This window comes from Alicyclobacillus sp. SO9 (assembly GCF_016406125.1).
Taxonomy (GTDB): domain Bacteria; phylum Bacillota; class Bacilli; order Alicyclobacillales; family Alicyclobacillaceae; genus SO9.
Map to the genome: position 1 here is coordinate 2,217,240 of NZ_CP066339.1, position 14,425 is coordinate 2,231,664.

Annotated in this window: 14 protein-coding genes; all 14 read left to right on the plus strand. The window is 49.7% G+C overall.

Annotated elements, in window-relative coordinates; translation table 11 throughout:
• Window positions 1-9 precede the first annotated feature (9 nt).
• Window positions 10-1,362 (plus strand): UDP-N-acetylmuramoyl-L-alanine--D-glutamate ligase, encoded by a 1,353-nt coding sequence (gene murD, locus GI364_RS09995; protein WP_370541842.1) that lies wholly within the window; start codon window positions 10-12, stop codon window positions 1,360-1,362.
• Window positions 1,363-1,470: 108 nt separating this feature from the next.
• Window positions 1,471-2,580 (plus strand): stage V sporulation protein E, encoded by a 1,110-nt coding sequence (gene spoVE, locus GI364_RS10000; RefSeq protein ID WP_370541843.1) that lies wholly within the window; start codon window positions 1,471-1,473, stop codon window positions 2,578-2,580.
• A gap of 68 nt (window positions 2,581-2,648) precedes the next feature.
• A complete protein-coding gene (murG, locus tag GI364_RS10005; protein ID WP_198853438.1) occupies window positions 2,649-3,752 on the plus strand; it encodes an undecaprenyldiphospho-muramoylpentapeptide beta-N-acetylglucosaminyltransferase in 1,104 nt (367 codons plus the stop codon).
• Window positions 3,753-3,842: 90 nt separating this feature from the next.
• Window positions 3,843-4,763, plus strand: a complete 921-nt coding sequence (gene murB, locus GI364_RS10010; RefSeq protein ID WP_198853439.1) for a UDP-N-acetylmuramate dehydrogenase — start codon at window positions 3,843-3,845, stop codon at window positions 4,761-4,763.
• Window positions 4,764-4,768: 5 nt separating this feature from the next.
• Window positions 4,769-6,046, plus strand: a complete 1,278-nt coding sequence (gene murA, locus GI364_RS10015) for a UDP-N-acetylglucosamine 1-carboxyvinyltransferase (RefSeq protein WP_198853440.1) — start codon at window positions 4,769-4,771, stop codon at window positions 6,044-6,046.
• Between the two features lie 200 nt (window positions 6,047-6,246).
• Window positions 6,247-7,038, plus strand: a complete 792-nt coding sequence (locus tag GI364_RS10020; RefSeq protein ID WP_198853441.1) for a cell division protein FtsQ/DivIB — start codon at window positions 6,247-6,249, stop codon at window positions 7,036-7,038.
• 2 nt (window positions 7,039-7,040) lie between these two features.
• Window positions 7,041-7,775, plus strand: coding sequence for a DUF881 domain-containing protein (locus GI364_RS10025; RefSeq protein WP_198853442.1), 735 nt, complete (start codon window positions 7,041-7,043; stop codon window positions 7,773-7,775).
• A 14-nt stretch (window positions 7,776-7,789) separates the two neighbouring features.
• Complete coding sequence (locus GI364_RS10030; protein ID WP_198853443.1) at window positions 7,790-8,551, plus strand: DUF881 domain-containing protein; 762 nt, start codon at window positions 7,790-7,792, stop codon at window positions 8,549-8,551.
• A complete protein-coding gene (locus GI364_RS10035; protein WP_370541857.1) occupies window positions 8,551-8,928 on the plus strand; it encodes a small basic family protein in 378 nt (125 codons plus the stop codon). The genes GI364_RS10030 and GI364_RS10035 overlap by 1 nt, the downstream gene beginning before the upstream one ends.
• 137 nt (window positions 8,929-9,065) lie before the next feature.
• On the plus strand, window positions 9,066-10,295 hold the full coding sequence (gene ftsA / locus GI364_RS10040) for a cell division protein FtsA (protein ID WP_198853445.1): 1,230 nt from the start codon (window positions 9,066-9,068) through the stop codon (window positions 10,293-10,295).
• 145 nt (window positions 10,296-10,440) lie between these two features.
• Window positions 10,441-11,535: a cell division protein FtsZ gene (gene ftsZ / locus GI364_RS10045; RefSeq protein WP_198853446.1), complete on the plus strand. Its 1,095-nt coding sequence runs from the start codon at window positions 10,441-10,443 to the stop codon at window positions 11,533-11,535.
• A gap of 187 nt (window positions 11,536-11,722) precedes the next feature.
• On the plus strand, window positions 11,723-12,715 hold the full coding sequence (locus GI364_RS10050; RefSeq protein WP_198853447.1) for a sigma-E processing peptidase SpoIIGA: 993 nt from the start codon (window positions 11,723-11,725) through the stop codon (window positions 12,713-12,715).
• Entirely contained in the window at window positions 12,684-13,394 is a 711-nt protein-coding gene (gene sigE, locus GI364_RS10055; protein ID WP_370541858.1) for an RNA polymerase sporulation sigma factor SigE, read from the plus strand. Before GI364_RS10050 ends, sigE begins: the two co-directional genes overlap by 32 nt.
• 148 nt (window positions 13,395-13,542) lie before the next feature.
• Complete coding sequence (gene sigG, locus GI364_RS10060) at window positions 13,543-14,322, plus strand: RNA polymerase sporulation sigma factor SigG (protein ID WP_198853448.1); 780 nt, start codon at window positions 13,543-13,545, stop codon at window positions 14,320-14,322.
• Window positions 14,323-14,425: the final 103 nt, after the last annotated feature.

Sequence of the window (14,425 nt, forward strand, 5' to 3'; positions counted from 1 at the left end):
GTAACTTGTGTGAGACTACAAGCGGGGCAGCGTGTCATAGTAATGGGACTAGCAAAGAGCGGTGAAGCTGTGGCTAGGTTGCTGCTGCGTCAAGGTGTAAACGTGATTGTCAACGACCAAAAAGACCCTGACGCAAAGAACACTGCGGTGAGAGAGTTGAGGGACCTGGGGGCGGAATTCGTCTTTGGCGGACACCCCTTATCACTGCTTGATTTTCACCCCGATTTCATTGTCAAGAATCCGGGGATTCCATATTCGGTGCCATTGCTGCAAGAGGCAAAACGACTGGCGGTTCCCATATATACAGAGATAGAGGTGTCATCGTGGCTGATGAAGTCACCTCTGTTCGCTATAACGGGATCGAACGGGAAGACCACCACGACAACCTTGATTGGTCAAATTTTAGATCACGCTGGACAAAATCCAGTTGTCGCGGGGAATATCGGACGGGTGCTATCTGGAGTGATTGAGGATGTGGCACCACATCAGCCCGTTGTCCTCGAGGTGTCCAGTTTTCAATTAATGGGCACGGAAAGTCTTCATCCCAAGATTGCCGTACTTTTGAACTTGTATCCGGCACATCTTGACTATCACAAGACATTTGACAACTACGCTGCAGCGAAGATGCGTCTTTTTCAAAACATGACAGCGGAGGATACGGCAGTGCTGAACTACGACCAGCCGCAGATTCGGACGCGAGCTGAGCGGGTCATGGCTTCAATTGTCTGGTTCAGCCAAAGCACGGTATTGACCAAGGGTGTCTGGGTGGAGAACAGTCAAATTGTGGCAGACGTAGGAATGGGAAGAATGGAGATTATTTCTGTCTCTGACCTGGGACTGCCGCACAACCTTGAAAATACGTTGGCTGCTGTAGCGGTGGCTTTGCTTGCCGGAACGGCGCCGTCAGTGATAGCGGATGTCTTGTCCTCGTTTTCGGGTGTGGAACACCGGATGGAGTTGGTTGCGCGGGTTCATGACGTAACCTTTTATAACGATTCCAAGGCGACGAATCCACAGGCTGCACTACGGGCACTTCAGTCGTTTGACCAGAATGTGATTTGGATTGGCGGCGGACTAGACCGGGGGGATGATTACGCCGTCCTCCAAGATGCAATACAGGGACGAGTTAAGGCAGCTGTGCTGCTGGGACAATCTGCTGCTCGACTGGAGCAGGTGTGCAGCCAATCAGGTATTGCGCAAGTGAAGCTTGTTTCGTCCATTGAGGAGGCTGTTGCTGCCGCGGCTCTCGCAGCCGCTCCCGGAGATGTCGTACTGCTGTCGCCAGCCTGTGCGAGTTGGGACATGTTCAACTCCTTTGAAGAGCGTGGAAGCATGTTCAAGCAAGCGGTGCATAGACTGTAACGACGGGGGTTGTCCCGATTCGGGCGCCTGTGCGGCAGGCGATCTGGCGAATCGGGTGCCTGTGCGTGTCAGTATTCTGCTTGCAGAGTTGAATGGAGGCGTCTCCGGTTGGTGCGAACACGACAGAAGTTTGATTTTGTCATTGTCGGAGTCACACTGGTTCTGCTCGTCTTTGGGATTGTTATGGTTCACAGTGCAAGTTCTGTGTTGTCGCTGCATAAGTTTAACGATTCGTTCTTCTATGCGAAGCGGCAACTGCTGTTCGGAGGTCTGGGGCTTGTTTTGATGTTTCTCATGTCCAATTACGACTACCACAAACTGCGTCAATGGGCACCGAAAATTGCAGTAATCAGCTTCGTCTTTCTTGCCGTTGTGCTGATTCCAGGCATCGGCCAAAACCGCGGTGGCTCACAGGCGTGGCTCGGAATTGGATCGTTCGGGATACAGCCGTCGGAATTCGCAAAACTTGGTTTAATACTGTTCCTGGCACACTATCTGGCAGATGCCGGCGACAAAATGCACTCGTTCTGGAAAGGTTTTGTTCCCCCTTTGGGCATGGCGCTGTTGGCTGTTGCGCTCATTATGCTGGAACCTGACTTGGGTCAGAGCGTGGTGATTATGGGGACCGCTGTCATCCTGCTGTTTGCGGCGGGAGCGCGCTATACACACCTAGGGGTGCTGTTTGGAACAGGACTAGTCGGGTTCAGTGTGCTTGTGGCTACAGCTAGTTACAGAGTTGCGCGAATTACAGCCTTTTTGAATCCGTGGAAAGACCCGCTCAAGAACGGTTATCAAATCATTCAGTCCCTCTATGCGCTTGGCTCTGGCGGACTGCTTGGGCTGGGACTTGGCCAGAGCCGGCAGAAGTTTCTCTATTTGCCAGAGCCTCAAACCGATTTTATTTTCTCCATCATTGGTGAAGAACTTGGGTTATTGGGAGCCGCGTGCCTGCTTCTGTTGTTTGCGGTGCTGGTATGGCGGGGCTTTCGTGCAGCCCTGTTTGCTCCGGACAGATTTGGGTCATTGCTTGCGAGCGGTATCTCTGGCATGATTGCAGTGCAAGTGCTAATCAACATCGGCGTTGTAACTGGTTCCATTCCAGCAACAGGTATTACGTTGCCGTTTATTAGTTATGGAGGGTCTTCTCTGACATTGATGCTAACCGGAGTCGGAATCCTCCTTAACATCTCTCGGCAATCTTCCTATGTCATGAGCTAGTTTTAGAAGCTCTGACTGCTGCCCCGTGAACCTGTGCGAGCAGCTGATGAAGGAGCTGAAGTATAGGCATGAGGTTTTTGTTGACAGGCGGCGGTACGGGCGGCCACATCTATCCTGCTTTAACGCTCTGGCATACGATAGAGACGCGGATGCCTGATGCAGAGGTGCTGTACGTTGGGACTGAAAGGGGATTGGAGCATGGCATTGTTCCTCGAGCAGGTCTCCCTTTTCAGACTATTTTTGCGGCGGGTTTGCGGCGCCAGGTAAGCTTGCAAGCCGTCAAAACGGTGTGGACTACATATCGGGGATACAGACAAGCGAAACGGCTTCTCAAGAAATTTAAGCCGGATGTTGTTGTGGGAACCGGGGGCTATGTGACACTTCCAGTCGTCTACGCAGCAGCCAGACTTGGCATTCCATCGGTGGTCTGGGAAGCCAATGCGAGACCAGGATTGACAAATGTTTTGTGCTCACGTAAATCGAGTGCGGTGGCTGTCTGTTTTGAAGACAGTGGTCGATACTTTCCGAAAGCAAAAAAAGTGGTTTTGACCGGTAATCCGAGAGGCAGTGAAGTGTTGCACTACGACCGCAAGGACTTGTTGTCTGCGCAAGAAGCTTATGGACTGGATGCGTCTAAGAAACTGATTTTGTGTTATGGAGGAAGCCGCGGCGCAGAAACAGTAAATCAGGTGTTGGTGGACTTAATTCCCCGCTTTCACAGCAAGCAAGATTGGCAACTACTTTACATTACCGGTGAAGCCCACTACGAATCCGTTCAGCGGCAATTGTCCGCTCCCCTGCCTGCCAATGTGGCTGTCGTACCCTTTGCCTACGATATGCCCCATTTGTTGCCGCAAGCTGCTGTTGTGGTTACGCGAGCTGGGGGCGCTACGTTGGCGGAGGTCTGTTCGCTCGGCTTAGCGGCCATTTTAATTCCCTCTCCGTACGTGACTGCAAATCACCAAGAAGAGAATGCGAGACGTCTGGCTCAGGCAGGCGCTGCCAAAATGATTGTTGAAAATGAACTAACGCCTGACAAGTTGTGGTCCGAGCTGACAAAAGTGCTAGACAGTCCTGAAGGGGACAGTCTGCGCCGGGCCGCACTTAGTAAAGCTGCACCGGACGCTGTAGAGAAACTTTACGAAGTGGTCATGGCGGCTGTGACACGGTAAATCGTGTCCGGGACTTTGACACACACTCGGGCTTTTAGCCATAGGATGCTACACGGACCTGGGCAGGATACGTAGGTCGTGGAGGTTACAATGAAGACACATGTTACAGAGGCATTTAGCAAACGCAACGTTGAACACGTGAAGTTTCACGAACCCCTGGCCCGCTACACGACGTGGAGAATCGGGGGCTTAGCGGACGTCCTTGTGGCTCCTGCAAGTGTGCAGGAACTTCGCGGGGCGCTTCAGGCTGCCTCGGACCTTGGGCTGCCTTGGACGGTCATTGGAAAGGGATCGAACGTCCTTGTGCAGGATGGCGGTGTCCGTGGTTTGGTGCTTCACATGGGCGGAGCGTTTGCCGATATCAGTGTACAGGGAACGAAAGTGATTGCACAAGCTGGACGTTCGTTTGTATCAGCTGCCAACATTTCACTTCGAAATGACCTTCAGGGACTAGAGTTTGCCACTGGTATACCCGGTTCAGTTGGCGGTGCCGTTATGATGAACGCAGGAGCCCACGGCGGTGAAGTGAGAGAGGTGTTGGAATGGGCTGATGCGATGGACTCCGAGGGCAGGGTTCATCATTTCACAAATGCTGATCTTCAGTTCGATTACCGCTACAGCATTTTGAAAGATAATCCCATGGTGGTGGTAACAGCCTGCTTTAATCTTGAGCCGGGGAACGGCCAGCCGCTTTTGCAGGAAGTTAAGAGGTGGTCCGTCAGAAGAGCCGCTACGCAACCCTTGTCTCAACCGAATTGCGGCTCCGTCTTTCGAAATCCGCCGGGAAACTATTCCGCACGTTTGATTGAAACGGCGGGACTAAAGGGGCTGCGGCGCGGGGATGCACAAATTAGCGAGAAGCATGCAAACTTTATTGTCAACCTTGGTCATGCCACGGCCCGTGATGTGCTCTGGCTTATGAATCATGTCCAGGAAACCGTTGCAAACCAGTTCAACATTCACTTGGAGACCGAGGTTCGGATTATAGGTGAACCCGCCTCCGGGAGGTGACGGGTGTGGACGTATTGGAGATCCGCGGAGGTCGGCCGCTTGAGGGGACCACAAGAGTTTACGGTGCAAAAAACGCAGCACTGCCGATTTTGGCGGCAACGGTGATGACGGAAGGCACCTGCGAATTGTTCGAAGTGCCAAATCTCGAAGATATACACGTTATGCTCGACATTCTGCGTCACTTGGGTGCGGGAGTGAAACGGTTGGGCCAGACGCTGTATATCGATGCAAGCCACATTACAAAGACCGACGTTCCGCTGCATTTGATGCGCAAAATGAGGTCGTCGATTTTCTTAATGGGCCCGTTGCTGGCGCGTTTTGGGGAAGTAACAGTTTCCAAACCAGGCGGTTGCGTGATTGGGCAGAGGCCGATTGATTATCATCTGCGCGGGATGAGGCTGCTCGGTGCGGTTATTCAAGAACAGCATGGTACAGTAAACTGTGTCTCAAACAGACTGAAAGGCACCAGTATTACGTTGGATTTCCCAAGCGTTGGTGCTACGGAAAATCTGATAATGGCGGCAGTTCTCGCTGACGGTGAAACTGTGCTCGAAAACGTCGCAAGAGAGCCGGAAGTGGTAGATCTGGCCAACTTTCTCAAAACCTGCGGAGCACAGATTGAAGGAGCAGGGGAAGATACCATTCGGATTCGAGGTGTGCACCATTTAAAGGGCTCCACGTACCGGGTGATTCCCGACCGAATTGTCACAGGCACATGGATGATTGCCGCCGCGGCTACGCAGGGGAGTATTCATATCGAGGGCTGCGAACCTCTGCATTTGGGCGCTCTTATCAGCAAACTGCGAGACGCTGGAACGAAGATAGATATTGACGGAGACCAAATGTGGGTGCGAGGTCCGAAACAGCTCAAGGCGGCTGAAATTCGAACGGCGCCGTATCCGGGCTTCCCCACAGACCTGCAGGCTCCAATGATGGCGCTGATGGCTGCAGCGCATGGCAGCACATTCATTCGTGAAGATGTGTTTGAGGCGCGTTTCAAGCATGTTGGAGAACTCATTCGGATGGGTGCAGACATTCGGGTAGACGGCCGAACTTCCTTGATTCGAGGAGTCGAGCAGCTCTCCGGCGCGGAGGTGGAAGCAACCGACTTGAGGGGCGGTGCAGCCTTGGTTGTGGCAGGTCTGTTAGCAGAGGGGACAACAAAAATTCACGGTCTCCATCATCTCGACCGTGGTTACCAACAGCTCGACACGTATTTGCGAGACTTGCAGGCAGATATTCGCCGGGTCGAGTCTGAAGAAGCCGGAATGAGCATGCCCTAAGGCGGACGACGGTGTCTATATACCGAAAAAGTCAGATTGCCTCTTTGCCTGAGGCCGTCTGACTTTTTCTTTGCAAAAAGTGAATGAATAGACTTTCGCCAATCTGTGTTATGGAGTAAAATACTATACTTGAGATAGACTAAGTGTTGATACAAATGACAATCTATCATTTCGACGAAGAGGCCTTTGGAGGGACAATCTTGAATTCACAGAACCTCGGTTCACCACGGGATCTAAGAGAACAACAGCGTCTCCGTCGAAAGCATCGGAACCGTGTGTTGGTTGTTTTGTTTTTTCTTATCTTGGGCGTAGTTGTTTTTCTGGAATCCCCTCTGACACGTGTACGTGAAATCACGGTCTCCGGGAATACTTCAATTGCGTCAAGTAAGCTGCTAAAGGCTGCCGTTGTGAAAAAGGGTATGAGCTTGTGGCAAGTGAACCCTAAAGCGATTGCGGCATCGATTAAGAAGAATGAGCCGTTGGTGAAAAAGGTCGCTGTGACGACTAAATTCCTGCAAGGAACCGTACACTTGCAAATTTCTCAGAAGCAACTGGTTGCGATTTTGCAGGAAAAAGGGACTTTTTACAACCTGTTAGCTGACGGAACCGTATATAGCATCCACAAGAACGGTGAAGGCTTTTCGCGTCCTGTCGTGATTCCTTCAAATATGAAAACAAAGGTGAAATTGGGACAACCTGTTGCGAATCCTAATGTAACAAAACTGTGCCGAGTGTTGTCTACATTACAGGGGGCACAAATTCAGCATATCTCGCAAATCAAAGTGGATAGTCTTGGAACAGTTTCCTTGTACATGGACAATGGCTACGAAGTGAATCTCACGGTGCAGAATCTCAAACAACAGTTACCAAATGTTCAAACTGCCGTTCATTACTTTTTGTCCAAACACTATCCTCCAGGCCTGGTGGATATGACAGGGCAACCGCCTTATAGTTACACTCCGTTTGCAAAAGGTAGAAAGGGGCACGGATAAGATTGACGACCAAATCAAAACTAGCTGTCTCCCTGACCCTAGTCTCCATTGTCCTCGGTTTCATGATTTCCGTTCAGTATGAGCAATCGTCTCAATCACGGCAGTTGACGAGTGCTGTAAACCCAAGTCAGAAGCGGATTAAGGCGCTGGCGCAAAAGTACAATTTATTGCAAAAGGTCGGTCAGCAGGAACAAAAGCAGTTGGCAGTAACCACAACGCAATTGACACATTTTGAAAAACAGGCGGCTGGTAATAACCAGCAGTTGCAACAACTGTCACGTCAATTGGACGCGGCTCGAATTCTTGCGGGCACAACGGCAGTCAAGGGGGCAGGTATCGTCTTGACTGTTACAGACGGAAACCCTCCTCCCGGTAAGAACCCGGAAAACTACATTGCCCATGACTGGTATATGCGGCAACTGGTCAATGAACTGTTTGCGGCGGGCTCCGAAGCAGTCGCTATCAATGGTGTGAGGTTTGTCTCAACGTCTGGTATCTTTTGCGGCGGTCCGGTTGTAACGGTCAATAACAACCAGATTACGGCCCCGTTTAAAGTAGAAGCCATAGGCGACCCCCGAACCCTGGAGAGAGCCTTGAATATGCCGAACGGTGAAATCGATGCACTGCGCAATAAAGACAACTTGAACGTCTCGCCAATTCAAACGTCACAGTCTTTGAAACTTCCAGCTTACACAGGTACGACGATTACACCGCTTCCTACAGCAAACGGAAATTAGGAGATGAAGAGGTCGTGACGAAGTCGCAAAAGCGGACATTTGCGTTGACGATGACGGTAGTGTGCTTGTTGCTCGGATTTATGACAACCGTTCAAATATCCACGTTGTCAGTGAAAAAATCCAAGGGCAGCGCGTCTGACTACTTGCATTTGATGACACAGATATCACAGCAACAGAAGACAAATGAATTGCTAAGTCAGCAAATTTCCAAGGCAAAGGCGCAAGTGGCGCAGTATCAGGCAACGGGATCGAACTGGAAAAGTAAGCGGCAGGCTTTGTTGAAGGATGCGAAGCAAGTCAAGGCAGCTGCCGGCCTCACGTCACAATCAGGTGCAGGAATCACAATCACCTTACAGTCAAACCCTGGTTTGTCAAACTTTTCACAAGATCACCCGACCTTTGACCCGCAATTTGTTTTATCCTATATTGTGAATTTGCTGTATTCACAGGGGGCAAATGCAATCAGCATCAGCGGATACAATGGGAATACGCAACGGCTGGTTACCACATCTGCCATCCGCGACATCGTTCAGACACAGAATGGCGGATACAACACAGTGGATGTCAACTACAGCCCGATGATAGCTCCGTTTACGATTACAGCGATTGGGAATACAAGCAGAATGAAAGCCATTTTGGTCGCGGAGAATGTAGTTCAGTTGTTAAAGACCTCTTACGCTGAATCCTGCGTGATTGACAGTTCAAAGCACTTGACTGTACCGGCCTACCACGGTGAAATGCCTGGAAAATATGCAAAGGAGGTGACGGGACAGTGATATGGCTGCCCGTTTTGGGACTGGTTATTGGCGTTGGTATCGGCTTGGTCAGCAATGTGAATATTCCTCCCGCTTTGTCAAGCTATCTTTCAATTGCCATTCTTGCATCCCTTGATACGGTTTTTGGTGGCATAAAAGCGAGTCTTGAAAAGAATTTCGATGGGTTTGTATTTATTACGGGATTTTTCTTCAATGCCATTGTGGCTGCGCTGTTGGCTTATATCGGGAATCAACTTAGCGTTGACTTGTATTTGGCTGCAGTCGTCGCGTTTGGTGTAAGAATGTTTCAGAACATCGCAATCATTCGTCGCATCATGTTTAACAAGGTCAACCACCGCCACAGCGATCAGTCTGCAGCGGACAAGCCGACGTCGTGAGATACCAAATTTTACAGTCTCTGAAATTCTCATTTTTGCGGAAAAAGTTTTGTCGAAAAAGAGGAATGAGCAAACTGCTGTGGAATTACACCTAGGAAATGTTTGTGTACTTGGCGCACTAGGGAGGTGCCACGCGCTTGGCCAAAGGAGAATACATCGTAAGTTTAGACATCGGCACTTCGAAGGTTCGAGCCATAATCGGAGAGCAAAATGGCAGCACAATGAACGTCATTGGCGTCGGATCGGCTTCCGGTGAAGGAATCCGTCACGGGTCTATAGTGGACATAGATTTGACAGTTGAATCAATCCGTGAGGCGGTCGATCACGCCGAGCGTATGGTCGGGGTTCACATTACCTCAGCCTATGTCGGCATTACTGGCAACCATATACAACTGCTGGACAGCCATGGCGTCGTTGCAGTGTCTTCCTCAGACAGGGAAATCGGTGAAGAGGACATTGAACGGGTCTTACAGCAGGCGCGTGTGGTAGCTTTGCCTCCAGAGCGGGAAATTATTGACGTTGTGCCGAAAGAATTTGTTGTTGATGGTCTTAGAGGAATTATGGATCCGAGGGGTATGCTCGGTGTACGCCTTGAAGTGGAAGCCTATCTGATTACCGGAAGCCGTACGGCGATACATAATGTCGTGCGATGTGTAGAAAAGGCAGGCATTGAAGTTGCAAATTTAGTCCTGCAGCCATTAGCAGCTGCGCACGTCGCCCTATCTCAAGATGAGCGAAATTTGGGTGTTGCATTAGTGGATGTAGGGGCTGGACAAACCTCTATATCTGTTTTTAATAATGGGGTGTTAGCTGGTTCATCCATCATTGAGATGGGTGGAGACTACGTAACACATGATATTGCCATTGGGTTGCGCACACAGACGGAAGTCGCGGAACAGATAAAGCTGCAGTACGGGCATGCCCTTCTGTCTCAAGCGTCAGACTCTGAGACATTCCAGATTCCGCGAATAGGAAGCAACCAGGATACGGAGTTTTCCCAGTACGACTTGGCCACAATTATTGAACCTCGCATGCAAGAGATTTTTAGCCTCGTCATGAGAGAGGTTGAAAAGATGGGGTTTAGTCACGAACTCCCCAGCGGGTATGTATTCCACGGAGGAGTCATGTCAATGCCCGGTGCAGGGGAGTTGGCAAGTGAAGAACTGCAGTCGGCTACACGGGTTGCAATTCCTGATTTTCTCGGAGTTAGGGACGCTTCATATGTAAATGGGGTAGGGGTCTTGGCGTATACCCTGCGCTCACATTCGCGCAGTGCTCAGACCGAAGCGGCGCCTCATATGCGCCCAACGCAGACGGGTGGAAGTTGGCTGACCCGCATCAAGGATTGGTTTAAGGATTTTATTTAAGGTGAGTGTCCAACAGAGTAGGATCCGCTGTCGGGACAACCTCTTGCAAAGATAGACATTGATGGTGTCAGGCTGTATTCGCTGCAAAAATTCACGCCTGAAAACCTGCTTCGTTTGGAACCATGAGGCATGAGGAGGAGCAGCAATGTTGGAATTTGACATGGAAGTCGATTCATTGGCAAAAATTAAAGTCGTTGGCGTTGGCGGCGGCGGATGCAACGCTGTGAACAGAATGATTGAATCCGGCATCGAAGGTGTCGACTTCATTGTAGTAAATACGGATGCTCAGGCGTTGCAACTCTCTAAAGCACAGACTCATCTCCAGATTGGAGAGAAAGTCACAAGGGGCTTAGGGGCAGGTGCCAATCCGGAAATCGGAAAGAAGGCAGCTGAGGAGAGCCGGGAGCTCTTAATGAATTCTCTTAAAGGTGCCGACATGGTTTTTGTGACGGCCGGCATGGGCGGTGGAACAGGAACGGGTGCAGCCCCCATTATTGCTGAAATTGCAAGGGAACTGGGTGCCCTTACGGTGGGGGTTGTAACAAAGCCATTTCGCTTTGAACAGCGACGCCGAATGATGCAGGCAGAAGCCGGTGTCGCCAACCTGAAGGAAAAAGTGGATACCCTGATTGTCATTCCCAATGACAGATTGCTTGAGATTGTGGACCGAAATACACCAGTGGTGGAAGCTTTTAAGGAAGCAGACAATGTACTGCGCCAAGGCGTGTCGGGTATCTCCGATCTCATTGCAGTTCCAGGTCTGATTAACGTAGACTTTGCGGATGTGAAGGCAATTATGACAGAGCGAGGCTCTGCGTTGATGGGAATCGGTGTGGCCAGCGGCGAAAACCGGGCCACGGAAGCGGCGCAAAAGGCCATTAGCAGTCCGCTGTTGGAGACTTCGATAGATGGAGCGCACGGTGTGCTCATGCATATCTCAGGCGGAAACAATCTGAGTCTGTGGGAAGTCAACGAGTCTGCCGATATCGTATCTTCCGCCGCCGATCAAGAAGTAAACATGATTTTTGGTGCCAACATTAATCCGGAACTTGAAGATGAGATTGTAGTGACCGTGATTGCGACCGGTTTTGAGATGCAGGCGAACAGTGAAGTTGCTGCTACTCAGCCTCGACAGCGGTCAAGCGTGTTTGACAATACAGCTTCAGTTCAAAGTAACAACCAGTGGGATGTTCCAGCCTTTCTTCGCAGAAAAGAAGGGCGCTTTGGTCGCGACAAATAAAGGCTTTGCTCTTCGTAAGCTGCCCCATAACATACACCAGTGCAGCGCGTCAGATATGGACGCGCTTTTTCTGTCTTAATCTCCTCTTTTTCAACAAAAAGAATACTAGGTTTTAGTCAAGTTCCGACAGGCTTTGTAATATAGATAAACTATACTGTGACCATCCGCCGGTTGCGGGGTGATGACAGTGCCAGTGGTGTACATTGACGTCGTCTGGATTGTCAATCTCGTCATGGACACAGTACTGCTAATGACAACAAGTTGGGTTGCGAAACGGCCGCTTCGGATGTGGAGAGTCTCTGCTGGAGGTCTGCTTGGGTCACTCTACGCTTTGCTCTTGTTTTTCCCACCACTCTCATTGCTGACCACATGGCCCGGCAAAGCGATTGTTTCTCTGCTCATGGTCGGACTTGCAATACCCTGTCGCAACTGGCTCGAACTGCTTCGTATGTCAGTCCTGTTTTATCTTGTGTCCTTTGTTTTTGCCGGGGCTGCAATTGCCTTGAACTTTGCGATTCCCGGAACATCGCTTGGTTCAGGCACCGTTGTGAACGGTAGTCAACTGGCCTTCAGTTCAAGCCTTCAGGGTCTAGCCTTAATTGTGGCCATTCCAGTGGGTTATGGCACCCTTCGATTTACTTTGAACAGGGTCAAAGCAGTAAAGACGCAGGCAAACAGTCTCTATGAGGTGCAGGTGACTCTGTTTCAACGAAAAATTTGTTTCACAGGTTTAGCGGATACAGGGAATCAACTTCGTGATCCGCTGTCGCGAAGACCTGTTTGCCTGCTTGACCAGGACATTTGGCTAAAGCTGTTTCCAGATGACTTTCAAAACATGGTCAACAAGGGAACTGACGTGGTAACGGCAGTATCGAGACAATCAATGGATGGGTATCAACAAAGAATTGCAATGATTCCGTTTCGTGGAGCTGGAGGTGCGTCCCAAATCACGGTTGGCATACGTCCTGATAAGGTTGAGTTGGAACGAAACGGAGTCGAAGTCTCAGGAATATCTGAATGTCTGTTTGCAGCGCATCAAGGAAAATTTTCGGTGGACGGAAGGTTTCAGGGAATTCTTCACATTGAAGTAATAACGGGGGATGACAACTTTGAAAATGACTCTATTACCTCCGCGACTCAGTCTCAAAATGCGGATTCAACTTCAACTTTTCTGGATTAGGATTCGAAAGAGTCTGGCTGGCGGGTATGAAGAAGTCTATTACGTGGGTGGCAGTGAAGCTCTGCCGCCGCCGCTTACTCGTGATGAAGAGGCGTATTTACTGGAAAAACTGCCGTCTGGCGACGAGGCAGTCAGGTCTATGTTGATTGAGCGAAATTTACGGTTGGTAGTCTATATTGCCAGAAAATTCGAAAATACGGGCCTGAACATTGAGGACCTGGTCTCTATCGGAGCCATTGGTCTGATTAAAGCGGTAAATACGTTCGACCCCAGTAAGAAGATTAAACTGGCGACCTATGCTTCTCGGTGTATTGAGAATGAAATTTTGATGTTTCTACGGAGAAACAACAAAATCAGGTCAGAGGTTTCCTTTGATGAGCCGCTCAATGTAGATTGGGATGGAAATGAGTTACTGTTGTCAGACGTTCTGGGAACAGAGCCTGACACAATTTATCGCAATCTTGAGGAAGAAGTAGACAGAGAACTGCTGTATGACGCTTTGCAGCAATTGTCAGACAGAGAGCAGACGATTATGAAACTTCGGTTTGGATTAGGCACCCAAGAAGAGATGACACAAAAGGACGTTGCAGACCTTCTGGGCATATCGCAGTCGTACATATCGCGACTTGAAAAAAGAATTATCCGGCGGCTACAAAAGGAATTCGATAAGATGATGTAAGGCTTCACCTTGGAGACTGCAATTTTACCCAATTTATTGTGCATAAGTTTACCCCCTTCGGAAATACTGTGGACGGACTCCGAAATATTCGTCTAGGTTCCGAAAGTTAGGTTTTGTTACAGGTCAGTCATCATAGGGGGAACAGGGCTTGAAGCACAATAAAGTGGAAATCTGTGGAGTGAATACGTCACAGTTGCCTGTTCTGAGCAACACAGAGATGCGGGAATTGTTTACGAAACTTCAGAGTGGACAGGACTGGGCCAGGGAAAAACTTGTTAACGGCAATCTTCGTCTGGTACTTTCCGTCATTCAGCGATTCAACAATCGCGGAGAGTATGTAGACGACCTGTTCCAGGTTGGCTGTATAGGACTCATGAAGGCAATCGATAATTTTGATTTAAGCCAGAACGTTCGCTTTTCGACCTATGCTGTGCCCATGATTATTGGGGAGATTCGGCGTTATTTGCGTGACAATAATCCAATCCGCGTCAGCCGGTCTTTGCGGGACATTGCCTACAAGGCGCTCCAAGTCAGAGACAGGCTGACTAATAAGAACTTGCGTGAGCCGACAGTCGTCGAAATTGCCAAGGAAATGGACGTGCCCAAAGAAGAAGTCGTTTTTGCTCTGGACGCCATCCAAGACCCTGTTTCGATGTTCGAACCAATTTACAATGACGGCGGTGACCCAATCTACGTAATGGATCAATTACACGATGATAAGAATCTTGACCATACGTGGGTGGAAGGCATTGCAGTGCGGGAAGCCATGCACAAGTTGAACGACCGGGAGAAAAAAATCCTGTCCATGCGTTTTTACGAAGGAAAAACGCAAATGGAAGTGGCTGAGGAAATAGGCATATCGCAAGCACAAGTTTCGCGTTTGGAGAAAGCTGCCATATCCCGCATGCAAAAGCACGTTGAGGCTTAATTTCTAAAGAGATGGTTCTAGCGCGATACTGACGTCTAAATGAGCGGGCCCATTTCATATACATGAACATAATCTCGTTCGAAACGGCATTTTCGTTGAGTTG

Bases quoted from the DNA above. Each gene is read 5' to 3' on its own strand.
- murG (WP_198853438.1), top strand. From the start codon at position 2,649: ATGAGGTTTTTGTTGACAGGCGGCGGTACGGGCGGCCACATCTATCCT.
- murB (WP_198853439.1), top strand. From the start codon at position 3,843: ATGAAGACACATGTTACAGAGGCATTTAGCAAACGCAACGTTGAACAC.
- ftsZ (WP_198853446.1), top strand. From the start codon at position 10,441: ATGTTGGAATTTGACATGGAAGTCGATTCATTGGCAAAAATTAAAGTC.
- sigE (WP_370541858.1), top strand. From the start codon at position 12,684: ATGCGGATTCAACTTCAACTTTTCTGGATTAGGATTCGAAAGAGTCTG.